The sequence below is a fragment of the Rhodobacter capsulatus genome, assembly GCF_052363175.1.
GTDB lineage: Bacteria > Pseudomonadota > Alphaproteobacteria > Rhodobacterales > Rhodobacteraceae > Rhodobacter > Rhodobacter capsulatus_D.
Map to the genome: position 1 here is coordinate 56,453 of NZ_CP198946.1, position 22,101 is coordinate 78,553.

Consider the following 22,101-nt stretch of genomic DNA (forward strand, 5'->3'; position numbering starts at 1 on the left):
GCGCCCGATGGCCGATTACATCGTCAAGGATATCAAGCTGGCCGACTTCGGCCGCAAGGAATTGGATATTGCCGAAACCGAAATGCCGGGCCTGATGGCCTGCCGCGAAGAATTCGGGCCGAGCCAGCCGCTGAAAGGCGCCCGCATCGCCGGGTCGCTGCACATGACGATCCAGACCGCCGTGCTGATCGAAACGCTCAAAGCGCTTGGCGCCGACGTGCGTTGGGCCTCGTGCAACATCTTCTCGACGCAGGATCACGCCGCCGCCGCCATCGCCGCGGGCGGCACGCCGGTCTTTGCCGTCAAGGGCGAGACGCTGGAAGAATACTGGGCCTACACCGACAAGATCTTCCAGTTCCCCGAGGGCACCTGCAACATGATCCTGGACGATGGCGGCGATGCGACGCTGTACATCCTTCTTGGGGCCCGCGTCGAAGCCGGGGAAACCGATCTGATCGCTACGCCGACTTCGGAAGAAGAAGTGTGCCTCTTCAATCAGATCAAGAAGCGCATGGTCGAAACCCCCGGCTGGTTCACTAAACAGCGCGAGGCGATCAAGGGCGTTTCGGAAGAAACCACCACCGGCGTTCATCGTCTTTACGACCTGCACAAGAAGGGCCTGCTGCCCTTCCCGGCGATCAACGTGAACGACAGCGTCACGAAGTCGAAATTCGACAACAAATACGGCTGCAAGGAATCGCTGGTTGACGGCATCCGCCGCGCCACCGACGTGATGATGGCGGGCAAGGTTGCTGTCGTCTGCGGCTATGGCGACGTGGGCAAAGGCTCGGCGGCGTCGCTCCGCGGGGCGGGCGCCCGGGTGAAAGTGACCGAAGTCGATCCGATCTGCGCGCTGCAAGCCGCGATGGACGGGTTTGAGGTCGTGGTGCTGGAAGATGTCGTCGCTGATGCCGACATCTTCATCACCACCACCGGCAACAAGGACGTGATCCGCATCGAGCATATGCGCGAGATGAAGGACATGGCCATCGTCGGCAACATCGGCCATTTCGACAACGAAATTCAGGTCGCCGCGCTGCGCAACCACAAATGGACCAACATCAAGGACCAGGTGGACATGATCGAGATGCCCTCGGGCGCGCGGATCATCCTTCTGTCCGAAGGGCGTCTGTTGAACCTCGGCAACGCCACGGGTCACCCGAGCTTCGTGATGTCGGCGAGCTTCACCAACCAGGTGCTGGCGCAGATCGAGCTCTTCACCAAGGGCGCCGACTATCAGCCCGGCGTCTATATCCTGCCGAAATCGCTGGATGAAAAGGTCGCGCGTCTGCATCTGAAGAAGATCGGCGTGAAACTGACGACGCTGCGCCCCGATCAGGCGGCCTATATCGGCGTGACCGTCGAAGGCCCGTTCAAGTCGGACCATTACCGCTACTGATCCTGCCTTCAAGGGCAGCAAGCGGGGCCTTCGGGCCCCGCTTTTCATTGCGCCCTGCCCCATCGGCAAAGACATGCCGCAGCCCACGCAACCCCGGGGAATTTTCTTTGTTTCACGGGGAACTCCCGCCTAGGCTTCGCCATGGGAGAAGCGCGCCAAGACGGGAGCAAGGACGATGGGCAAGCGGGATGCATTGATTGCGAAATATGCCGAGGATTTGCAGGGCAAATGCGGCATCACCCCGGACATGGCGCTGTTGGAAAAGGTCACGATCGGCTGCGGGCCGGCGATCTATGACCCGGATGCCGAGATCGTCGCGGCTGGGCAGAAATCCGAGATCGATCACATTCGACGCAATTTTCTGGGCAAGAAGCTGGGCCTGCCCAACGGCCCGGAGCTTGACGATGCCATCGATGCCGCGATCGAGACCTATGGCCGCTCGGAACCGCGCAAATACCGCGCGGTGATCTATTATATGCTGGTCCGGCATTTCCGGAAGGAAAGCCACTACCTCTGATCAGATCAGCGCCTTGATCGCCGCCACATGCGACGGCTTGGCGGCGGTCACATCGGCGACGAGCGCGGCAAGGGTCTCTTCCATCGCTTCGGGGGCGACGATGCGGTCGATCAACCCCCAAGTCAGCGCCTCGGCCGCCTCGATCTTCTGGCCTGCCATCAGGATCATCTTTGCCCGCGCGGGACCAACCAACGCAGCAAGACGTTTCGGATCAGAGGGTTGCGGCAGAAAACCAAGCTTCATCACCGGATAGAAGACCTTGGCCTGCGGCACCGAAATCCGCAGATCGCAAGCGAGAACCATCCCCATCGCCCCACCCGCAAGCGTTCCGTTCAGCGCCGCGATGGTCAAACAAGGCAGCGCCGCAACCGCCCCGGAAAGCCGTTCCCAGACCGGATCGGTGGCCAGCCCCGTCTGCGCCTCGTCAAGGTCCATCCCCGCCGAAAACACCTTGCCCGTGCCACGCAGCACGAAAGCATGGGCCTCGGCACGGCCCGCCGCCTCGGCCGCATCGGCAATCTCGGACAGCATCCCCCGCGTCAGCGAATTCGCCTTTTCCGGCCGGTCGATCGTCACCGTAAAGACGCCCTCGGCCGATTTCACATGGATCATCTTCCCCTCCGCGGTCAGCTTTCCCAAGGGTGTTAGCAACCCCATTGCCCCTTGACCATTACTGATGTGCAGCGGAAGGTGGAGCAATTCCTTTATCCACGAGGTCCCCATGGCACGGCTCAAGCCCGCTGGCACAACCACTTTCATCGCGCTTCTGATGAGCTCGACCGCGGCACTCGCCGACGTCACCCCGGAACAAGTCTGGGAGAGCTGGCAAAAACAATATTCTGCTTACGGTTTCACCGTCACCCCCGGCGCGGTCGAGCGCGATGGCGACGTTCTGACGATTTCCAATCTGGTCCTGACGAACGAGACCACCACCGAGGTCGGCACCGACAAGGTGGTGTCGAAAACCGTGATGAACGTGCCCACGATCCTGCTTGAAGATCTGGGCGACGGCACGGTGAAGGGCTCGATCGATGGCGAGATCACCGGGACCAACGACACGACCGATCCTACCGGCAAATCCGATACGGCGAAGATCAAGGTCAACAAGACCGACGCGAGTGTCGTGATTTCGGGCACGCCCGAGGAGATGTCCTATCTCGTCGACGCGCCAAGCGTCAGCGCCAGCGTCGAGGCGCAGCCCGCAACGCCGGGCGGCAAGCCCGCGCTTCTCGGGATGACGCTGACCGGGCTCAGCGGCACGCAAGCAATGTCCTCGGTCGGCGGTCAAGGTATCAAGGCTGATCTGAAGGCCACCGGCATGTCGCTGACGATGACCGGTACCGACCCCGAGGACGCGACCACGATCAACGCCAATGTCGAGATGAAGGATCTGGCGATCAAGGCCGACAGCATGATGCCCGAGGGCGCCGATGCTGCGAAACTCGGCGATGCGATCGCCAAGGGCATGCACACCAACAGCGACATAAGCTATGGCACGCTGACCTATTCGATGGACTCGGACACCAAGCAGGGCCCGGTCAATGTCTCGGGTTCGGCTGAAAGCGGCCATGCGATCATCGCGCTGTCGCGTGATGCGGTGCGCTATGCCGCCACCGGCACCAAGACCAAGCTTGATATCCAGACCGCGGAATTCCCGCTGCCGATGTCGGCCACCATCGATCAGGGCGAAATCGACTTTGCCATGCCGCTGGCGGCCACGCCCGAACCGCAACCCTTCACCGGCAAGGTCTCGCTGGTGGGGCTGAGCCTCTCGGATCAGATCTGGAAAGTGATCGACCCGACCGCGAAGCTTGCCCATGGCCCGGCGACGCTGATCGTCGATCTGACCGGCACCGGCAAGGCGATGATCGATCTGTTCTCGCTGGCCGCGGCCGCCTCGCCGGTGCCGCCGGTCCAGATCGACAGCCTCAACGTCAATCAGTTGCAACTGACCGCCGCCGGAGCCGAGCTGACAGGCAATGGCGCGCTCACTTTCGACAATTCGATGGGGATGCCGATGCCGCTGGGCGCGGTTGACCTGAAACTTGCGGGGGCGAACAAGCTGATGGATGGGCTCGTCGCGATGGGCGTCATGCCGCAAGATCAGGTGATGTTCGCCAAGATGATGATGGGCATGTATGCGGTGCCCGCGGGCGATGACCTGTTCACCTCGAAGATCGAGTTCAAGGAAGGCGGCCAGATTCTGGCCAACGGCCAGCCGATCAAGTAAGACGATACCACCGGAACAGCAAAACCGCCCGGCCTCCCGGGCGGTTTTTCACAAGGAGAGCCGATGCCCCCCGTTCTTGCCGATCTGACCGATGCCCTGCTCTCCGCCGCCCGCAAGGCCGGGGCCGAAGCCGCCGATGCAATCGCCGTCGATGGCCGCGCCGTGTCGATTGACGTTCGTGGCGGGGCGCTGGAACAGGCGGAACGCTCCGAAGGGCTGGAAATCGGCTTGCGGGTGCTGATCGGCGGGCGTCAGGCCTGTGTCTCGGCCTCCGATATTTCCGCTCGCACGATGGCCGACATGGCCGAACGTGCCGTGGCGATGGCCCGCGAAGCCCCGGCGGACCCGAACGCGGGTCTGGCCGATCCGGCACAACTGGCGCAGGGCTGGGACGCTGCGGCGCTGGAACTGGCCGATCCGGGTGCGGAACCCTCGGCCACGGCGCTGGAAACCGACGCGCGCGAGGCGGAAGCCGCGGCGCTTGCTGTGAAAGGTGTCTCGCAGGTGCAATCGGCCTCGGCCTCGTGGTCGAAGCGGCTGCTCCACATGGCGGGAACGAACGGATTTTCAGGCGGTTACGCGCGCACCTCGCGCTCGATTTCGGCCGTCGCCATCGCCGGTGAAGGCGAGGCAATGGAACGCGACTGGGCGTCCGAAGCGCGGATTTTCGGCACCGATCTGCCCTCGGCCAGCTCGATCGGCGCGCAGGCGGGCGAACGCGCCATTGCCCGTCTTGGCCCGGTGCGGCCGAAAACCGGATCCTTCCCGGTGCTGCTCGATGAACGCGTCGCGGCGAGCCTCATTGGCCATCTTCTCTCGGCGATCAACGGCACCGCCATCGCCCGCGGGGCATCGTGGCTGCGCGACGGCCTGAATGCCGAGGTGCTGCCGAAGGGCATCAGCCTGATCGAAGATCCGTTCCGCCGTCGCATCTCGGGCTCGCGTCCCTTCGACGCCGAGGGCCTGCCCCCTGCCCGTCGCGCCATCGTCGAGGATGGCGTGCTGACCGGCTGGGTGCTGGATCTGGCCACCGCCCGCAAGCTCGGCATGCAAAGCACCGGCAATGCGTCGCGTGGAACATCGACACCGCCCTCGCCCGCCGCGGGCAATGTGGCGCTGACGCAGGGCACGAAATCGCGCGAGGATCTGATCCGCGACATGGGCACCGGGCTTCTGGTGACCTCGTTCATCGGTGCGACGATTAACCCGACCACGGGCGATTATTCGCGCGGTGCCGCGGGCTATTGGGTTGAAAACGGTCAGATTTCGCATGTGGTGAACGAATGCACCGTGGCCGGAAACCTGCGCGAGATGCTGCGCCGGATCATCCCCGCCAATGACGCCCGTGGTCATCTGAACCATGTCGTGCCGTCGCTTCTGCTTGAGGGGCTGACGATTGCCGGAGCATGACGCCACCGCCGATCTGGAGCTGCTGATCCGGGCCGCCGAAGCCGCGGGCGAATTGGCGCTGCAATACTGGAAACACGCGCCGAAGCATTGGGACAAGGCGGGCGATGCCGGTCCGGTCTCGGAAGCCGATCTGGCGGTGAACGATCTGCTGTTTCACATGCTGCACAAGGCGCGGCCGGACTATGGCTGGCTGTCCGAAGAAAGCCTCGACAATGCCGACCGACTGTCCTGCCGTCGGCTGTTCGTCGTCGATCCGATCGACGGCACACGGGCCTTTCTGTCGAACGAACCGGGCTTTGCCCATGCCATCGCCGTCGTCGAAGATGGTGAAGTGCTGGCCGGTGTCGTGCATCTGCCCGTGTTCGAGGAAACCTATGCCGCCGTGCGCGGTGGACCGGCGCTGCTCAACGGGCAACCGATCCGCAATTCCGACCCCGGCCCGATCGATGGCTCCAGCCTGCTGGCCTCGAAAGTCTGTGATATCGCCACGAACTGGCGCGCGGAAAAGCCCGCTTATCGCCGGTTCTTCCGTCCCTCGCTGGCTTGGCGCCTATGTCTTGTGGCCGAGGGGCGGTTTGACGCCAGCCTGACCGTGCGCCCGACCTGGGAATGGGATATCGCCGCCGCGAGCCTGATCGCCACCTGCGCCGGGGCGCTGGTGACCGACCGTGCCGGGGGTCCGATCCGGTTCAACACCCCCAGCGCCCAGATCGACGGGCTGCTGGTTGGCGCCCCCGGATTGCATGCCCAATATCTCGCGCAGCTGAGACCCCAGACCCAAGATTCCGACGTCTGATTACCGGATGTAAACCTTCTTTCCCTAGCTTCAGCCTTGGCAAGAACTGCTGAATCAAGGGGGAACCCCATGCCAAGGCATTGGCGAATCGTCATAATCTTCATGCTTGGCATGTCCGCCACGCTGCGTCCGGCGCTGGCGTCCGAGTCGACAAAAAGCATTTCCGCCACTTGCGATCAGGTCGCCGAATACGCGTCGCAACGCACGGGCGTTCCCGTTTCGGTTCTCAAGGCGATCACCCTGACCGAGACCGGCAAGAAGATCGACGGAAAATTGCGTCCCTGGCCCTGGACCGTGAACATGGAGGGGACCGGGCACTGGTTCGACACGCTCGACGAAGCCCGTTCCTATGTGTTCAAGGAATATCAGCGCGGGGCCCGCAGCTTCGACGTCGGCTGCTTCCAGATCAATTACAAATGGCATTCGGAACATTTCTCGTCGATCGACGAGATGTTCGACCCCAAGTCCAATGCGCTTTATGCGGCAAAATTCCTCGCCGATCTCTATACCGAGACCGGATCGTGGAACGATGCCGCCGGTGCCTATCATTCTCGCACCAAGGAATATGCCGATCGCTATTCCGCCCGGTTCGCCGAATTGCGCCAACGGTATCTGGGCGGCGGATCGGAAAACGAAGTTCTGGCGATGAACGACGCGCCGGATGGCATGCCCTATGACAACATTCCCGAAATTCCGGACATCGTCGCCGCGCTGAATACGCCGGTGACGCCGCCGAAACCTCCCCGGGTCAATTCCTATCCGCTGTTGCGCCGCACCGGGACCGTCTCGCCGCCGTTGGGGGCCGCCCCGGGCGCCAGTCTCTTCGCCATCTCCCTGAACAAGACCGAGGTGAACTGATGCCGAAGCTGACGATTTCGGCGATCTTCCAGCCGACCATCCTTCTGGCGCTGGCGCTGATGGCAGTGATCGTGATGATGATCCTGCCGGTTCCGGCCTGGGTGCTCGATACCGGCCTTGCGGTCTCTTTTGCGCTGGCGATCCTGATCTTCACCGTGACGCTCTTCATCGAGCGGCCGCTGGATTTCTCGGCCTTCCCGACGATCCTGCTGGCCTCGCTGATGCTGCGGCTGTCGCTGAACGTCTCCTCGACGAAGCTGATCATCGGCAACGGCCATACCGGCACCGCCGCCGCGGGCCATGTGATCGAGGGGTTCGCGAATTTCATCATGGGCGGCTCGGTGATGATCGGGCTCGTCGTCTTCGGCGTGATCCTGATCGTCAACTTCATCGTCATCACCAAGGGTGCTGGCCGGATGGCCGAAGTGGGCGCCCGTTTCGCCCTCGATGCGATGCCCGGCAAACAGCTCGCCATCGACAGCGACATGAACGCCGGCGCCATCGACCATGCCGAGGCCCGGGCACGGCGCGAAAAGGAACAGGCGGAAACGACCTTCTTCGGCTCGCTCGACGGTGCGTCGAAATTCGTCAAGGGCGACGCGGTGGCGGGTCTTCTGATCACGCTGTTGAACCTTGTCGTCGGACTTGCCATCGGGACGATCGTGCATGGCATGCCGCTCGATCGCGCGCTCGAAACCTATGCGATCCTCACCGTCGGCGACGGCCTCACCAGCCAGATCCCGGCCGTGATCATCTCGATCGGCTCCGCCATCCTGCTGTCGCGCGGCGGCGCCAAGGGCTCGGCCGATACCGCGCTTTTCGAACAGCTGTCGCGCTATCCTTCGGCTCTGATCACCGTCGCGATGCTGATGGCAGGCTTTGCCATCGTTCCTGGGCTGCCTTTCGTGCCCTTCATGACCGGCGCTGCGATTCTGGGTGGCACCGCCTACATGGTGAAGCGCAATGCCCGCAAGAAGGCCGAACTTGAGGCGATGAAGATGCCCGATACCGCCGAGCCGAAGAAACGCAAGTCGATCGGTGACGTGCTTGATGTCGACGACATCCATGTGGAATTCGCCCCGGATCTGGTGGCGATGGCGCTCGATCCGGCGACCGGCCTTGATGCGCGGATTACCAACATGCGCAACCATGTTGCGGCAAGCTATGGGTTGATCCTGCCGGAAATTCGTCTGACCGACGATGCGACACTGGATTCCGGCTGTTATCGCATCCGCATTCAAGGCGTCGAACAGGCCAAGGACAAGCTTTTCCCCGATCGCGTTCTGGCACTGATCACCGACAACCGGGATTTCCTGCCTGACGGCGAAGATGTACGCGAACCCGTCTATGGTGCCCCTGCCCGCTGGCTCTCGCCCGCCAAACAGGAAGACGCCGCCCTTGCCGGGTCGACGGTCGTCAGCCCGACCGAAGTTCTGGCAACCCATCTGCTCGAAGTGATTCGGCGCAACTTCGGCCGGTTGATGACACTGCGCGCCTTGCGGCGTCTGCTTGAGGAAGTCTGCAACCTGTCCGACACTGCGCGGGCCGACTCGAACCGCCGACTTCTGGACGAGTTGATCCCCGACAAGGTTCCGGTTGACCTGCTGCTTGCCGTGCTGCGTCTGCTCCTCGAAGAACGCGTTTCGATCCGCAACCTGCTGGTGATCGTCGAATCCATTGCCGAAGTCCGCGGCATGCAGTCGCCCGAAGCAATCTGCGAACATGTTCGCCAACGTCTCGGGTTCCAGCTCGTCGCCGAATACCGCCGGGAGGATGGCACGCTACCGCTGCTGCAGCTTGCGCCGGAATGGGAAGACACCTTTGCCGCCTTCCAGGTCGCGGGCGATCGCGGGCAGACCGATGTCGCCCTGCCACCGGACAAGTTCAATCGGCTTGCAAACAATGTCGCCGAACGGATCGCCCGCGCGGGGGAATCCGGAATCTTCCCGGCGATCGTCACCTCCACGCGGCGGCGGCGCTTCCTCAAAACGGTTCTGGGTGCCAAGGGTATCCTGGCTCCGGTGCTGAGCTTCGAGGAAATCGGGCTCGACGCGCGGCCTTCGATGGTCGGGGTGGTGCAACCATGACCGCCGAGCTTGCAGAGCTGATGCAATCGGCCCGGAGTTTTCTCTGGATCGGCTTCGTCGTCTTCCTGCGCGTCGGTGGAACGATGGCCGTCATGCCAGCTTTTGGTGAGATGATGGTGCCGACACGCGTGAAACTGGGGCTTTCCCTCGCCTTCACCGCCATTGTGATGCCGGGTGCCCAACCCTTCGTGAACGATCCGGACACCAGCCTGCCCGTCGCGGTCTGGCTTTTCGCAGAGATCGTGATTGGCCTGTTTCTCGGCCTGATGCTGCGGCTTTTCGTGCTCTGCTTGCAGATTGCGGGTACGATCGCCGCTCAATCGACCTCACTTTCGCAACTTTTCGGCGGCACGACCGGCGAACCGCAACCGGCCGTGGGGGAACTTCTCGTGCTCGCAGGCCTGGCGATCTCGGTGCACTTTGGTCTGCATGTGAAGGTTACCGAGATTTTCCTCAACTCTTATCAGGTGCTGCCGCCTGGCGCCTTCCCCGATGCGGATCTGTTCCGGCAATGGGGTCTTGGCGGGATCGCGCATTCCTTCGCGCTTGGTTTTTCCATCGCTTCGCCTTTCGTCATCGCCGGGCTGATCTACAACGTGGCTCTTGGCGCGATCAACCGGGCCATGCCACAGTTGATGGTCACGATGATCGGCGCTCCTGCGCAGACGTTGGCCGGGCTGGCGCTGCTGATGATCGCGCTGCCAACCGGTCTTGTCGTCTGGCATGACGCCTTCCAGAGCTTTCTCGCCGCACCCTTTGAGGTGCCGCAATGAGCGAGGAAGACGACAGCTCAAAGGAATTCGACCCAACTCCGCAGAAAATCGAACAGGCCCGAAAACAAGGCGATCTGGTCCGATCTTCCGAGGTGACTGTCGCAGCCGTCTATGCCGCGTTCGTAGTGACCGCGCTCGCTTTCGGAAAAAGCACGCTCGAAAGCTTCGGCACCTGGGCCAGCGTCCTGATTGACCAGGCGGATTCGATCTCGACCCAAATGCTGGGCGGTGGCACCGCCGTGGCTGGCGGGCTTTTGTTCCGTGCTGGCATCTCGGTTGCCCCTTGGCTCATTCTGCCGGGCGTTCTCGTGCTTGGGGCGTTGATGGCGCAACGCGCAATCGTCTTTGCCCCTGAAAAATTGATGCCGAAATTCAATCGCATCGATCCGATTGCGAACTTCAAGCAGAAATTCGGGCGCACAGGTCTGTTCGAATTCGCGAAAAGCTTCGTGAAGCTGGTGGTGATCTCGATCATCCTTGGCAAATTCATCCTGCGCGAACTGCCCGGAATTCTGCTGGCGCAACAATATGACGCCCGGATCATATCTGGCCGTTTTCCCGAATTGATCGTCGAATTCTTGTTACTGATGCTACTTCTTGCGGGTGTTATCGGTGCCATAGACTACCTGTGGCAAAGATTTGAATTCATGCGCCGCAACAAGATGACGCGCAAGGAATTGACCGACGAGATGAAGCAGTCCGAAGGTGACCCCCATATCAAATCGCAACGTCGTCAAAAGGCCATCGAGATCGCGACGAAGCAGATGATTGCGGATGTCGCCAAGGCCGATGTCGTGATCGTCAACCCGACGCACTATGCGGTGGCACTGAAGTGGGAGCGTGGTGCGAAACGGGCACCGATCTGCGTGGCGAAAGGCGTCGACGAAGTTGCGGCGCGCATCCGCGAAGTGGCCGCCGAATCTGGCGTTCCGATCCACTCCGATCCGCCGACTGCGCGCGCGCTTCATGCCTCGGTCGACATCGGTAACGAAATCCATCCCGATCACTACCGGCCGGTGGCTGCCGCCATCCGGTTCGCCGAAAAGATGCGTCGTCGGTCTCGGGAACGCGGGGCAAGAAAATGAAACGCAAGGATCTTCAGTCCCTGAACGACATCGCCTCAATGATTCGCGATCGTGAAATGGCGGAACTGGCAAAGTTGAACCTGCGAAGATTGCGCTTGGAGGCGGAACGCCAGAAAATCACCCAAGACGTTCAGGCCGCCTGGAAGAGTGGGAGCGACAATCTGATGTCGGCTCGTGCTGCGGAGAGTTTCGAGAAATGGGCGCAGATGCGCCAGACGCAGATCAACGATCTGATGGCCAACCTGCAGCCCTTGATCGAAGCGCAGAAGCAACGAACGGCCACGGCAACCGGGCGTCACCGCAACCTTGGAAAAATTGCGCATCAATTGTTGGCAAAACATCAAAAGACAAAGGAAAATCGGCTCTGATCCTGCCTTGGGATCGGAGCCGATCTTCGAGATCTGGTCAGGCGATGTGGCTCAGCGCTTGGCACAAACGATCGAGATCATCGAGTGTCGCATAGCGAATGGTCAGCCGTCCACCCTCTGCCCCCTCGTGGTCAATACTCACTGACATGCCGATCGTTGCCGAAAGGTCCGCTTCAAGCGCCCGGGTATCCGCATCCTTCTCTTTTGACGCTCGAGAAGCGGTTCTCGACACCGTGCCAGGCGCCGTCGGAGCCTCGTCCTTGGCAAGTCGTTCGACATCGCGGACCGAAAGACCCTTGGCGATGGTTTCCTTTGCAAGCCGAACCGGGTCCGGAGCTGTTACCAGCGCCCGCGCATGACCAGCCGTCAGCTTGCCCTCGCGCAGGAATTCCTGCACCTCGTCGGGCAGGTTCAGCAAGCGCAGCAGGTTGGCGATATGGCTACGGCTTTTCGACAGTGCTTCGGCAAGCTTTTCCTGGGTATGACCGAAGCGATCCATCAACTGCCGATACCCCATCGCCTCTTCGAGCGGGTTGAGATCGGCACGCTGAATGTTCTCGATGATCGCGACTTCAAGGACTTCGGTATCCGTGAAGTCACGCACGATGACCGGAAGCTCGTGCAATTTCGCCAGTTGTGCGGCACGCCAACGCCGCTCGCCAGCGACAATCTCATAAATATCTGCATCGCGCGGATGTTTGCGGACGATCAGCGGCTGAATGATTCCCTTTTCCGCAATTGAGGCGCGCAATTCTTCGAGCGCTTCTGGCGCAAAGGTTCTACGCGGCTGGTCAGGGTTGGGAACGATCTTTTCGATCGGCACCAGCAAATCTTTCCGACGCGGCACCGCTTCGGCCTCCACCGGTGCCAGCTGAACATCCGCCATCAATGCGGACAGACCGCGACCAAGGCCGCGACGCTCGGGTTTTTTGTCGCTCATGACCTAGCCTTTCGTTCTTGTCATTGTGTGATGGTCAAGCAATTCCGCCGCAAGCGATCGGTAGGCTTCCGCACCTTTCGACCCCGCATCGTAACTCAGGACCGGCAAAGCATAGGACGGCGCTTCGGAAATCCGCACGTTCCGCGGGATCATCGTGCGAAAAACCAGCTCTCCAAGTGTGGCGCGGGCATCGGCCTCTACCTGCTGCGAGAGGTTGTTGCGCACATCATACATCGTCAGAACCACGCCCTCGATACGAAGATCCCGGTTCGCCGTCTGACGAACTTCCCGAATCGTAAGCATCAGTTGCGACAGCCCCTCCAGCGCGAAAAACTCGGCCTGCAGCGGAACGAGGATCGACTGTGCAGCCACCATCGCATTTACAGTCATCAGATTGAGCGACGGCGGGCAGTCGATCAACACATAGTCGAGCATATATCGATCGATATCATTCTGCCGAAGCGCATCATGAAGGAGAAAGCTGCGTTTTTCCGAGGAAACCAGCTCCATATCCGCTGAAGACAGGTCTGTCGTCGCGGGAGAGATGAAAAGACCCTCAAAGGCGGTCTTCTGAATGACATCTGAGAGTGGTGCGTCGCCGAAAATCAGATCGTAAGTGCTGAACTTACGATCTTGGGTATCGATCCCCAAACCTGTAGAAGCGTTCCCCTGCGGATCAAGATCGACCAACAGAACGCGGCATCCACGCTCTGCCATAGCGGCCGCAAGGTTGATTGCTGTGGTTGTTTTGCCGACACCGCCCTTTTGGTTGGCAATGGCGATGATTCTTGGTTGAGCCGGTCGTGTAGGATCAGACATGTTGCAACCCCTTGATTTTCAAGACCACGGACTCCGGATCCGTTGCACTGGGTTTCTGTTCGCAGTCAAAGGACCATTTCTGTTCCGCCAACGCAACCTCTTCGCGCCAACGATTTCCCTTCGGGAATAGTGCGATGCCATCGGGTGACAGGTGACGTTCTGCAAAACCCAACAGAAGATCGAGCGATGCCAGCGCGCGCGCGGACAGGACATCGACAGCAAGAGGATCGAGCATCTCTATACGAACAGGCGCGACCGTCGCGGATATGCCCAGGTCTCGCACAGCCGTCAAAAGGAATGCTGCCTTGCGCTTGTCGCTTTCGACCAGGGTCAGTTTCATCTTCGGAAACCGTTCCTTTGCAAGAACACCGACGACCAGACCGGGAAAGCCGCCACCACTTCCAAGATCGGCCCAATGGTTCGGACTGTGGTCAAGCAGATGAATAAGTTGCGCCGAATCGATAAAATGACGTGACCAGATTTCAGAAAGAGTGTTCGGCGAGACCAGATTGATCGCCGGATTCCATTTGCGCAGAAGCGCTTCCAGCTGTTCTAGCAACTGAATTGTTTCACGTGAAACATTGAAACGCTGTGAAAAGAGCTCCGCGCCTGTCATTTCTGCGCCGCTCGCTTGTTTTGCCGCAAACGGGCAAGGATCAAGGCCAAAGCTGCTGGCGTGGCTCCATCAACCTGACCTGCCTGATGCAGAGTGCGCGGCGCCGCCGCCGAGAACTTCAGTTTCAACTCGTTAGACAGGCCGGACAGAACCCCGTAATCAAAGTCGACCGGGATCTCCCAATTCTCGTCACGACGCATCGCCTCCACATCGCGCTGCTGCCGAATGATGTAATTTTCATAGAGTGCCTCGTTCGAAAGCTGCGCAGCAATTGCTGAGGGAATATTCGTCAACTCCGGAAACGAGCCCCCGAGGCGGTCGAAGGTGACTTCCGGAAAGGCAAGAAGCTGGAACGCGGTGCGCTTGACCCCGTCCTGATTCAATTCGAGGCCGAGCGAGATCGCCTGTTTCGGGGTGAGAACGATGCCGTCCAACACCGCTTTACCGGACTCCATTGCTTCCATCTTGCTCTCGAAAGCCGCTTCCCGCTCTTTCCCAACACAGCCGACCTCGATCCCGCGCGGCGTCAGCCGCTGATCCGCATTGTCAGCCCGAAGGAAAAGCCGAAACTCGGCGCGCGATGTGAACATGCGATAGGGTTCACTGACGCCGCGTCCCACAAGATCGTCGATCATCACCCCGATGTAGGAATCGGTTCGGCTGAACGTAATCGGATCACGCCGCAAGGCTTTAGAAGCGGCGTTCAAACCCGCAACGAGCCCCTGCGCGGCTGCCTCTTCATAGCCCGTGGTGCCATTGATCTGACCCGCGAGGAAAAGACCGGCCTGCTCTCGTAACTCTAGCGTCAAGGTCAAAGCCCGCGGATCAACGAAATCATATTCAATCGCATAACCCGGCTGCAGAATCCGAACCTGCTCAAGACCTCTGATCGAGCGCACATAGGCTTCCTGCACATCACTTGGCAAAGACGTGGAAATACCGTTCGGATAAACCGTGTCATCGTCCAGGCCCTCGGGCTCAAGGAACACCTGATGCGAGGTCTTGTCGGCAAATCGCACCACCTTGTCCTCGATCGACGGACAATACCGCGGGCCGACGCCTTCGATATGCCCACCGTACATCGCAGAGCGCTGCAGGTTGTTCCGAATCACCTCATGAGTCGATTCGTTCGTATGGGTGATGCCACAGGAAATCTGCCGCACAAACGGCTTCTGGCTGAGGAAGCTCAGCATCACTGGATCGTCGTCGCCCGGCTGGGTCTCGAGGATATCCCAGTTGATCGTCTTTCCATCAAGCCGCGGCGGCGTTCCTGTTTTCAGTCGACCGACGTTCGGCGCAAGCTCCCGCAGACGATGCGAAAGCGGTACGGAAGGGCGATCGCCGACGCGGCCCCCCGCAGTCCGTTGATCACCGATATGGATGACGCCATTCAAAAACGTGCCGGTCGTCATCACGACCGCAGCGGAAAAAATATCGGACCCATCCTGCAGACGCACGCCGGAAATGGCCGAGCCATCCATCAAAAGATCAACCACTTCGCCTTCGACGATTTCAAGGCAGGGCTGCGCTGCGCAAAGCTCGGTGATCGCAAGGCGATAGAGCTTGCGATCCGCCTGCGTCCGGGGCCCCTGCACCGCTGGACCCTTGCGCCGATTGAGCAAGCGAAACTGAATGCCCGCACGATCGGCGGCCTTGCCCATCACCCCATCCATCGCGTCGACTTCACGAACGAGATGTCCCTTCCCCAGCCCACCAATCGCCGGGTTGCAGGACATCACGCCAATCGCCTCGCGGCGCATCGTGACAAGCGCCGTTCTCGCCCCCATCCGGGCCGCGGCATGCGCTGCCTCGGTTCCGGCGTGACCACCGCCGACGACGATGACGTCAAAATGTTTCACGTGAAACACTCCTCACTTGCCGATGCAGAAACTGGAGAAGATCTCGTCAAGAAGGCTCTCGACATCGACCCGTCCCAGCAAGGATTCCAAGGCTCGAACGGCCGTCCGGCACTGCTCTGCCGCCAAGTCGAGCCGATCAAGCCCATGATCTAGCTCGACCGCCGACGCCCGCAAGGCTGCCTCTGCCCGGATCAGGCAGTCACGATGCCGTTCCCGTGTCATGACACCTGCCCCGGCCGCCCGTTCGGACAGCCGCGCCGTAATCGCCGCAACGAGCGCGTCGATCCCTTCGCCCGTTTTCCCGGAAACGCGGAGATCCCCAGCGCCTCCCAGATCGGCCTTGCCGCGCACCACCAGGTCCTCCGCGACCGGCTCCAAAAGCGGGATATCCCCGTCATCCAGCAAGAACACCCGCAGATCCGCCTGCTTCGCCCGCTCGATCGCCCGGGCCACACCGATCGCCTCGATCCGATCTTCGGTATCGCGCAAACCCGCGGTATCCAGCAACGTCACGGCCAGACCAGACAGATCCATCCGCACTTCGATCACGTCGCGCGTCGTTCCCGCAACTTCCGAGGTGATCGCCGCCTCCCGACCCGCAAGCGCATTCAGAAGCGTCGACTTCCCGGCATTCGGTCGCCCGACGATCGCAACCTCAAAGCCCTCGCGCACCCGTTCGGTCACAGAAATCCGCGCCATCTCCTGCGCCAGCTGAACCGAGACATCGCTCAGCAAACCACGCACTTCCGGCGTCACATCTTCGGGCACATCCTCATCGGCGAAATCGATGCAGGCTTCCATCAGCGCCGCCGCCCGGATGAGCTTGCTGCGCCAAGTCTCGACCACCCGCCCGACCGAACCCGACAGGACCGCCAAAGCCTGTTTCCGCTGTGCCTCGGTCTCGGCTTCGATCAAATCCGCCAAGCCCTCGACCTGCGACAGATCCAGCCGTCCACTTTCCATCGCCCGTCGGGTAAATTCGCCCGGCTCGGCCAGACGCAGAAAACCCAGCGATCCGAGCGCTTTCAGCACCGCGGCAACCGTCGCGACCGCCCCATGCAGATGCAACTCGGCCGATTCTTCGCCCGTGAAACTGCGACCGGCCTCGAAACACAGCACCAGAGCCTCGTCGAGAACTTCACCCTCGATCTTCAGCAGCCGCACCGAAGCCTGCCGCGGCGTGGGCAGACGGCCACACAAAGCCGTAATCGCCTCCCAGGCGCGCGGCCCGGACAGGCGAATGACAGCAACGCCGGCCTTGCCGCGGCCGGATGCCTGCGCATAGATCGTGTCCATCGAAATCCCTCTCGGGGCAACGATACCTCAGCCGTTCATCGAATCGAAGAACTCGCCGTTGGTTTTCGTCTGCTTCAGCTTCGAGATCAGGAATTCGATCGCATCCGTCGTGCCCATCGGGTTCAGGATGCGGCGCAGCAGATAGGTTTTCTGCAGGTCTTTCTGGTCGACCAGCAGATCTTCCTTCCGCGTGCCCGACTTGAGAATATCCATCGCCGGGAATACGCGCTTGTCGGCGACCTTCCGGTCCAGCACGATCTCGCTGTTGCCGGTGCCCTTGAATTCTTCGAAGATGACCTCGTCCATCCGCGAGCCGGTGTCGATCAGCGCGGTGGCGATGATGGTCAGCGAGCCGCCCTCTTCGATGTTCCGCGCAGCGCCAAAGAAGCGCTTCGGACGTTGCAGCGCGTTCGCATCGACACCGCCCGTCAGCACCTTGCCAGAGCTCGGCACAACGGTGTTGAAGGCCCGCCCAAGTCTTGTGATCGAGTCAAGCAAGATCACAACATCTCGCTTATGCTCGACCAGACGCTTGGCCTTTTCGATCACCATCTCGGCCACCGCAACGTGCCGCGTCGCCGGTTCGTCGAAGGTCGAGGAAATCACCTCGCCCTTCACCGAGCGCTGCATGTCGGTGACTTCCTCGGGACGTTCGTCGATCAGAAGCACGATCAGGTAGCACTCGGGGTGGTTCACCTCGATCGAATGCGCGATGTTCTGCAGCAGAACCGTCTTACCGGTCCGCGGCGGCGCGACGATCAACGAGCGCTGCCCCTTCCCGATCGGCGCTACCAGGTCGATGATCCGGGCCGAGCGATCCTTGATCGTCGGATCCTCGATCTCCATCTTCAGCCGTTCATCGGGGTAAAGCGGGGTCAGGTTGTCGAAGCTGACCTTGTGACGCGCCTTTTCCGGATCTTCGAAGTTGATCTTCTCGACCGCGGTCAGCGCGAAATAGCGTTCATTCTCGCCGGGGGCGCGAATGATGCCCCAGACGGTATCGCCGGTGCGCAGGCTGTATTGCCGGATCATGTCGGGCGAAACGTAGATGTCATCGGGGCCGGGTAGATAGTTCGCCTCGGGCGAGCGCAGGAAGCCGAACCCGTCCTGCAGCACCTCGAGCACGCCATCGCCGCCGATTTCGACGCCCTCTTCGGCATGCTCTTTGAGGATCGAGAACATCATCTCGCCCTTGCGCATCGTCGAGGCGTTTTCGATCTCCCAGTCTTCGGCCATCGCCAAAAGGTCCTTGGGGCTTTTCGCCTTGAGATCGGAAAGGTTCAAACGTTCGGTCATCTCGCATCCATCCGCGAAAGGCGCCATACCCCTTCGGGGCGGCGCAGCAAGGGTCATGGCTCGGCTAAACCTGCGGCCGGACGGCCGGGGCTGAGGCGCTTCTACGCTCAAAGCCCGCAGCGAGTCAACGAATTCAGAATTTCACGATCACCGAGATGACGATGAGAAACATCAAAAGCGTCGGCACTTCGTTCATCATCCGCCATTGCCGACCCGCCAGATCATTCGTGCCATCGACGAATTTCAGTCGCGCCCGGGCGAGGAACAGATGAAACACCGTCATCGCGATCACGCAGGCACCCTTGATCCAGGGCCATTGCATGCTCCAGTCGATGATGCCCGGCGTGAAGACAAGGCACAGACCGAAGAACCAGGTCGAGACCGCGGCCGGGTTCATGATCGCCTTGAGCAGCATCCGTTCTTGGTGCTGGAACAGCAGATCCATGTCCGAGCCGCGTTTCACACCCTGCTTCTTCAGCCCTTCGACGTGGTAAACGTAGAGCCGCGGCAGGTAGAACAGACCGGCCATCCAGGCTAGGACCGACATCACATGCAGCGACTTCGTCCAGAAATACCAATCCGAAAGGAAATCCGTGACGAGTTCGAACATCTGTGCCTCCTGTGTCGGCTTCTTCTTAAGAATTATTATTGAAAAGAAAAGATGTTGATTTTGTAAGGGCTGTGGACAGTGTGGATAGTCCAGTTTTCCAAGTCTTTTCCCATGCCTTGAAAGGCTCCGGCAAGGCATCGAAAAACCCTGTTGAAAAATCAGAAAGTCCATTTTCTATCAAGCACTTGTGTGGTTGATAGCGAGGTGAGCGGTTTGGGAGTGTTCCATTTTGTTCTTGTGGGTTGCGGCACTTCCTCACATCCGCCGTATCGTCCTTCCCACATGCTGGGAGTCTCCTTTCGTTCCTTGACAAACTCGCCCCTTCCCGGGGAGGAAAAGTTGCACCACCTTCTGTCCCCAGGCTCCCCCATCCGGTTTTCCCTACGGTTGTCCACATGCTCCCCGACCTTGTTCTGGCCTCTTCCTCGCAGATCCGCGCGCAGCTTTTGCGCTCTGCCGGGCTTTCGGTGACCATCGCCCCCGCCCGTGTCGATGAAGACGCGATCCGCCAAGCGCTTGAGCAGGAAGGCGCGAAGCCGCGCGATGTCGCCGATCAGCTGGCCGAGGCGAAAGCGATGAAGCAATCCGCCCGCCATCCCGGCGCGCTGGTGCTGGGTGCCGATCAGGTGCTCGAACTGCAGGGCGAGATTTTCGCGAAGCCCGAAAGCCCCGATCAGGCGATTGCGCATCTGCAAAGCCTTTCGGGTCGAACGCATCGCCTGCTTTCGGCGCTCGTCGTCGTGCAGGATGGCCGCCCGCTCTGGCGCCATGTGGCCGAGGTTCGCCTGACCATGCATCCGCTGACCGACGCCTTCATCGCCGAGTATGTCGCGCGCAACTGGGACTCGATCCGCCACGCGGTCGGCTGCTACAAGCTCGAAGAAGAAGGCGTGCGGTTGTTTTCCGCCATCGAGGGCGATTACTTTGCCGTCCTGGGCCTGCCCCTGATCGAAGTCCTGAACTGGCTGCGCGCACGAGGAGATCTGACGACATGACCCGAATTCCTCTGGCTGGCGTGATCGGGCATCCGATCAACCATTCCCGCTCGCCCGCACTGCATGGGCATTGGCTGAAAACTTACGGTATTCGTGGCCATTACATCCCGATGGATGTGGCCGAGGGCGATCTGGAGCCCGTGCTGCGGACCCTGCCCAAGGCCGGGTTTGTTGGGTGCAACATCACGATTCCGCACAAGGAAACCGCGCTGGCGCTGGCCGATGTGGTGTCCGACCGCGCCGCCCGGATCGGGGCGGCGAACACGCTCGTGTTCGATGAAACCGGCCGGAGTCATGCCGACAACACCGACGGCATCGGCTTTCTCGCCAATCTGATCGAGGGCGCTCCGGGTTGGCAGGCCGAAGCTGGACCCGCCGCGGTGATCGGCGCCGGAGGTGCCGCCCGTGCCATCGTCGTTGCCCTGCTCGACGCCGGTTGCCCGGAAATCCGCATCGCCAACCGCACCCGCGCCCGGGCAGAGGCACTTTGCACCGCCTTCGGCCCCCGAGTTGTGGTCGAAGATTGGGACAAGGTCAGCACCATCTTCGACGGCGCCGCGACCGTGGTGAACACCTCCTCGCTTGGCATGGCTGGGAAAGCGACCTTCGACCTGCCGCTCGACGCGCTTTCCGCTGCGGCCGTCGTCACCGATTGCGTCTACACGCCTCTGCGCACGGATTTTCTGAACGCCGCCGCCGCCCGCGGCTGTGTCACTGTCGATGGTCTGGGCATGTTGTTGCATCAGGCCGTCCCGGGCTTTGAACGCTGGTTCGGCCGCCGCCCCGAGGTCACCGCGGAATTGCGCGCTCTGGTGCTGGCGGCATGACCCGCCCCTTCCGTCTCGGTCTCACCGGCTCCATCGGCATGGGGAAATCGACGACGGCGCGGCTGTTTGCGGAAGAAGGCATTCCGGTCTGGGATGCCGATGCCACTGTGCATGCGCTTTACGCCAAAGATGGGTCCGCCGTTGCCCCTTTGGCCGCGATTTTCCCCGAGGCGATCCGCGACGGCGCGGTGGATCGCGACCGATTGAAGACCCTTCTTCAATCCGACAAACAGGCTCTATCCCGGCTGGAATCGGTCGTTCATCCCCTGGTTCAGGCCGCACGTGAGGCGTTTTTACTTACCCATAACGCCGATGATCTGATCCTTCTCGACATTCCGCTGCTTTATGAAACCGGTGCCGACAAGGATTGCGATGCAGTCCTTGTCGCCACCGCCGGGCCCGATGTGCAACGCGCTCGCGTGCTCGCCCGCGGCCAGATGACCGAGGCACAGTTGGAGATGATCCTTTCCCGCCAGCTGCCCGACGCTGAAAAACGCCGCCGCGCCGATTTCGTGATCGAGACCTTCACTCTTGAACAGACCCGCACCGAGGTGCGAAAGCTGATCAAACACCTGCGGAGCCGCCATGCGTGAGATCGTCCTCGACACCGAAACGACCGGATTCGAACCCTCCGAAGGGCATCGCATCGTCGAAATCGGCGCGGTCGAGCTGATGAACCACGTTCCCACCGGGCGGACCTATCACCAATACATCAACCCCGAACGCGCGATGCCGCAGGAAGCCTTTGCCGTGCATGGCCTTGGCGACGATTTCCTGCGCGACAAGCCGAAGTTCATCGAAATCGCGCAGGATTTCCTCGATTTCATCGGCGATGACTCGAAGCTGGTGATCCACAACGCCGCCTTCGACATGAAATTCCTGAATGCCGAGCTTGGCTGGGTGCAAAAGCCGCTGCTCCCCATGGATCGCGCGCTCGATACGCTGGCGATGGCGCGGCGAAAATTTCCCGGCTCGCCCGCGACGCTCGATGCGCTCTGCCGACGCTTCGGCATCGACAACTCGGCCCGGACCTTGCACGGGGCGCTTCTCGACTCCGAAATCCTGGCCGAGGTCTATCTGGAACTGATCGGCGGACGGCAGCCGGGTTTCGGGCTGAATATCGACCCTGTTCCAGCCAAAAACGCTGTTTCCGTCCCCGATTGGCGACCCCGCCCGCGGCCCGTTCCGCTGCCCTCGCGCATCACCGAAGCCGAGGCGGAAGCGCATGCCGCTTTCGTCGCCAAACTGGGCGATGGCGCGATCTGGAAGCGACCCCGCTGACACATATATTTCACAAAACGCATCGTTGCGGCAATTTTC

General features: G+C 61.1%; 22 protein-coding genes. 14 read left to right on the top strand and 8 right to left on the bottom strand.

The annotated features are described in order from the left end of the window. Positions 1-7: 7 nt before the first annotated feature. Together ahcY and ACTTAI_RS01015 are read left to right on the top strand one after the other, a co-directional pair. Positions 8-1,399 carry an adenosylhomocysteinase gene (ahcY, locus tag ACTTAI_RS01010; RefSeq protein ID WP_444453582.1) on the top strand — a complete coding sequence of 464 codons (1,392 nt, stop codon included), beginning with the start codon at positions 8-10 and terminating at the stop codon, positions 1,397-1,399. A gap of 175 nt (positions 1,400-1,574) precedes the next feature. Continuing rightward, a complete protein-coding gene (locus ACTTAI_RS01015; RefSeq protein ID WP_444453583.1) occupies positions 1,575-1,916 on the top strand; it encodes a DUF2853 family protein in 342 nt (113 codons plus the stop codon). On the opposite strand, the gene ACTTAI_RS01020 is transcribed toward ACTTAI_RS01015, so the two are convergent. Continuing rightward, positions 1,917-2,528 carry an enoyl-CoA hydratase/isomerase family protein gene (locus ACTTAI_RS01020; protein WP_444453585.1) on the bottom strand — a complete coding sequence of 204 codons (612 nt, stop codon included), beginning with the start codon at positions 2,526-2,528 and terminating at the stop codon, positions 1,917-1,919. 109 nt (positions 2,529-2,637) lie between these two features. Here ACTTAI_RS01020 and ACTTAI_RS01025 point away from each other — a divergent pair, with 109 nt between their 5' ends. The 8 genes from ACTTAI_RS01025 (at position 2,638) to ACTTAI_RS01060 (ending at position 11,523) form a co-directional block, all read left to right on the top strand. Further along, entirely contained in the window at positions 2,638-4,146 is a 1,509-nt protein-coding gene (locus tag ACTTAI_RS01025) for a DUF2125 domain-containing protein (RefSeq protein WP_444453587.1), read from the top strand. Between the two features lie 63 nt (positions 4,147-4,209). After that, a complete protein-coding gene (locus ACTTAI_RS01030) occupies positions 4,210-5,556 on the top strand; it encodes a TldD/PmbA family protein (protein ID WP_444453589.1) in 1,347 nt (448 codons plus the stop codon). Beyond that, the gene (locus ACTTAI_RS01035) at positions 5,543-6,352 is read left to right on the top strand and encodes an inositol monophosphatase family protein (protein WP_444453590.1); all 810 of its coding nucleotides are present in this window, start codon (positions 5,543-5,545) and stop codon (positions 6,350-6,352) included. Before ACTTAI_RS01030 ends, ACTTAI_RS01035 begins: the two co-directional genes overlap by 14 nt. 69 nt (positions 6,353-6,421) lie before the next feature. Further along, positions 6,422-7,210 carry a transglycosylase SLT domain-containing protein gene (locus tag ACTTAI_RS01040; protein WP_444453592.1) on the top strand — a complete coding sequence of 263 codons (789 nt, stop codon included), beginning with the start codon at positions 6,422-6,424 and terminating at the stop codon, positions 7,208-7,210. Further along, positions 7,210-9,297: a flagellar biosynthesis protein FlhA gene (gene flhA / locus ACTTAI_RS01045; protein ID WP_444453594.1), complete on the top strand. Its 2,088-nt coding sequence runs from the start codon at positions 7,210-7,212 to the stop codon at positions 9,295-9,297. Before ACTTAI_RS01040 ends, flhA begins: the two co-directional genes overlap by 1 nt. Then, entirely contained in the window at positions 9,294-10,070 is a 777-nt protein-coding gene (locus tag ACTTAI_RS01050; RefSeq protein ID WP_444453596.1) for a flagellar biosynthetic protein FliR, read from the top strand. The genes flhA and ACTTAI_RS01050 overlap by 4 nt, the downstream gene beginning before the upstream one ends. Continuing rightward, positions 10,067-11,155 (top strand): flagellar type III secretion system protein FlhB, encoded by a 1,089-nt coding sequence (flhB, locus tag ACTTAI_RS01055; protein ID WP_444453598.1) that lies wholly within the window; start codon positions 10,067-10,069, stop codon positions 11,153-11,155. The genes ACTTAI_RS01050 and flhB overlap by 4 nt, the downstream gene beginning before the upstream one ends. Then, a complete protein-coding gene (locus ACTTAI_RS01060) occupies positions 11,152-11,523 on the top strand; it encodes a hypothetical protein (protein WP_444453600.1) in 372 nt (123 codons plus the stop codon). Before flhB ends, ACTTAI_RS01060 begins: the two co-directional genes overlap by 4 nt. A gap of 37 nt (positions 11,524-11,560) precedes the next feature. On the opposite strand, the gene ACTTAI_RS01065 is transcribed toward ACTTAI_RS01060, so the two are convergent. The 7 genes from ACTTAI_RS01065 to ACTTAI_RS01095 all read right to left on the bottom strand — a co-directional run bounded on the left by ACTTAI_RS01065 (position 11,561) and on the right by ACTTAI_RS01095 (position 18,959). Next, entirely contained in the window at positions 11,561-12,463 is a 903-nt protein-coding gene (locus ACTTAI_RS01065) for a ParB/RepB/Spo0J family partition protein (RefSeq protein ID WP_444453602.1), read from the bottom strand. Between the two features lie 3 nt (positions 12,464-12,466). Next, positions 12,467-13,282: a ParA family protein gene (locus ACTTAI_RS01070; RefSeq protein WP_444453603.1), complete on the bottom strand. Its 816-nt coding sequence runs from the start codon at positions 13,280-13,282 to the stop codon at positions 12,467-12,469. Then, complete coding sequence (rsmG, locus tag ACTTAI_RS01075) at positions 13,275-13,898, bottom strand: 16S rRNA (guanine(527)-N(7))-methyltransferase RsmG (protein ID WP_444453605.1); 624 nt, start codon at positions 13,896-13,898, stop codon at positions 13,275-13,277. The genes ACTTAI_RS01070 and rsmG overlap by 8 nt, the downstream gene beginning before the upstream one ends. Beyond that, positions 13,895-15,757 (bottom strand): tRNA uridine-5-carboxymethylaminomethyl(34) synthesis enzyme MnmG, encoded by a 1,863-nt coding sequence (gene mnmG, locus ACTTAI_RS01080; RefSeq protein ID WP_444453607.1) that lies wholly within the window; start codon positions 15,755-15,757, stop codon positions 13,895-13,897. Before mnmG ends, rsmG begins: the two co-directional genes overlap by 4 nt. Positions 15,758-15,769: 12 nt before the next feature. Further along, complete coding sequence (gene mnmE / locus ACTTAI_RS01085) at positions 15,770-17,053, bottom strand: tRNA uridine-5-carboxymethylaminomethyl(34) synthesis GTPase MnmE (RefSeq protein WP_444453609.1); 1,284 nt, start codon at positions 17,051-17,053, stop codon at positions 15,770-15,772. 27 nt (positions 17,054-17,080) lie between these two features. Continuing rightward, entirely contained in the window at positions 17,081-18,349 is a 1,269-nt protein-coding gene (gene rho / locus ACTTAI_RS01090; protein WP_444453611.1) for a transcription termination factor Rho, read from the bottom strand. Positions 18,350-18,482: 133 nt separating this feature from the next. Beyond that, positions 18,483-18,959 (bottom strand): CopD family protein, encoded by a 477-nt coding sequence (locus tag ACTTAI_RS01095; protein ID WP_444453612.1) that lies wholly within the window; start codon positions 18,957-18,959, stop codon positions 18,483-18,485. 395 nt (positions 18,960-19,354) lie between these two features. Here ACTTAI_RS01095 and ACTTAI_RS01100 point away from each other — a divergent pair, with 395 nt between their 5' ends. From ACTTAI_RS01100 to dnaQ, 4 genes are read left to right on the top strand one after another with little or no spacing between them, the layout of a single operon-like run. Next, entirely contained in the window at positions 19,355-19,954 is a 600-nt protein-coding gene (locus tag ACTTAI_RS01100) for a Maf family protein (RefSeq protein WP_444453614.1), read from the top strand. Further along, positions 19,951-20,781 carry a shikimate dehydrogenase gene (locus ACTTAI_RS01105; protein WP_444453616.1) on the top strand — a complete coding sequence of 277 codons (831 nt, stop codon included), beginning with the start codon at positions 19,951-19,953 and terminating at the stop codon, positions 20,779-20,781. Before ACTTAI_RS01100 ends, ACTTAI_RS01105 begins: the two co-directional genes overlap by 4 nt. Then, positions 20,778-21,374, top strand: a complete 597-nt coding sequence (gene coaE, locus ACTTAI_RS01110) for a dephospho-CoA kinase (protein WP_444453618.1) — start codon at positions 20,778-20,780, stop codon at positions 21,372-21,374. Before ACTTAI_RS01105 ends, coaE begins: the two co-directional genes overlap by 4 nt. Then, on the top strand, positions 21,367-22,062 hold the full coding sequence (gene dnaQ, locus ACTTAI_RS01115; RefSeq protein WP_444453619.1) for a DNA polymerase III subunit epsilon: 696 nt from the start codon (positions 21,367-21,369) through the stop codon (positions 22,060-22,062). The genes coaE and dnaQ overlap by 8 nt, the downstream gene beginning before the upstream one ends. Positions 22,063-22,101 lie beyond the last annotated feature (39 nt).

What these genes read in the sequence shown, in the direction of transcription:
- ACTTAI_RS01040 (WP_444453592.1), top strand. Translation starts at nt 6,422, where the DNA reads ATGCCAAGGCATTGGCGAATCGTCATAATCTTCATGCTTGGCATGTCC.
- rsmG (WP_444453605.1), bottom strand. Translation starts at nt 13,898, where the DNA reads ATGACAGGCGCGGAGCTCTTTTCACAGCGTTTCAATGTTTCACGTGAA.
- ACTTAI_RS01020 (WP_444453585.1), bottom strand. Translation starts at nt 2,528, where the DNA reads ATGATCCATGTGAAATCGGCCGAGGGCGTCTTTACGGTGACGATCGAC.
- flhA (WP_444453594.1), top strand. Translation starts at nt 7,210, where the DNA reads ATGCCGAAGCTGACGATTTCGGCGATCTTCCAGCCGACCATCCTTCTG.
- ACTTAI_RS01065 (WP_444453602.1), bottom strand. Translation starts at nt 12,463, where the DNA reads ATGAGCGACAAAAAACCCGAGCGTCGCGGCCTTGGTCGCGGTCTGTCC.
- ACTTAI_RS01015 (WP_444453583.1), top strand. Translation starts at nt 1,575, where the DNA reads ATGGGCAAGCGGGATGCATTGATTGCGAAATATGCCGAGGATTTGCAG.
- ACTTAI_RS01095 (WP_444453612.1), bottom strand. Translation starts at nt 18,959, where the DNA reads ATGTTCGAACTCGTCACGGATTTCCTTTCGGATTGGTATTTCTGGACG.
- coaE (WP_444453618.1), top strand. Translation starts at nt 20,778, where the DNA reads ATGACCCGCCCCTTCCGTCTCGGTCTCACCGGCTCCATCGGCATGGGG.
- ACTTAI_RS01025 (WP_444453587.1), top strand. Translation starts at nt 2,638, where the DNA reads ATGGCACGGCTCAAGCCCGCTGGCACAACCACTTTCATCGCGCTTCTG.
- dnaQ (WP_444453619.1), top strand. Translation starts at nt 21,367, where the DNA reads ATGCGTGAGATCGTCCTCGACACCGAAACGACCGGATTCGAACCCTCC.
- ACTTAI_RS01060 (WP_444453600.1), top strand. Translation starts at nt 11,152, where the DNA reads ATGAAACGCAAGGATCTTCAGTCCCTGAACGACATCGCCTCAATGATT.
- ACTTAI_RS01030 (WP_444453589.1), top strand. Translation starts at nt 4,210, where the DNA reads ATGCCCCCCGTTCTTGCCGATCTGACCGATGCCCTGCTCTCCGCCGCC.
- rho (WP_444453611.1), bottom strand. Translation starts at nt 18,349, where the DNA reads ATGACCGAACGTTTGAACCTTTCCGATCTCAAGGCGAAAAGCCCCAAG.
- flhB (WP_444453598.1), top strand. Translation starts at nt 10,067, where the DNA reads ATGAGCGAGGAAGACGACAGCTCAAAGGAATTCGACCCAACTCCGCAG.
- ahcY (WP_444453582.1), top strand. Translation starts at nt 8, where the DNA reads ATGGCCGATTACATCGTCAAGGATATCAAGCTGGCCGACTTCGGCCGC.
- ACTTAI_RS01105 (WP_444453616.1), top strand. Translation starts at nt 19,951, where the DNA reads ATGACCCGAATTCCTCTGGCTGGCGTGATCGGGCATCCGATCAACCAT.
- mnmE (WP_444453609.1), bottom strand. Translation starts at nt 17,053, where the DNA reads ATGGACACGATCTATGCGCAGGCATCCGGCCGCGGCAAGGCCGGCGTT.
- ACTTAI_RS01050 (WP_444453596.1), top strand. Translation starts at nt 9,294, where the DNA reads ATGACCGCCGAGCTTGCAGAGCTGATGCAATCGGCCCGGAGTTTTCTC.
- ACTTAI_RS01100 (WP_444453614.1), top strand. Translation starts at nt 19,355, where the DNA reads ATGCTCCCCGACCTTGTTCTGGCCTCTTCCTCGCAGATCCGCGCGCAG.
- ACTTAI_RS01070 (WP_444453603.1), bottom strand. Translation starts at nt 13,282, where the DNA reads ATGTCTGATCCTACACGACCGGCTCAACCAAGAATCATCGCCATTGCC.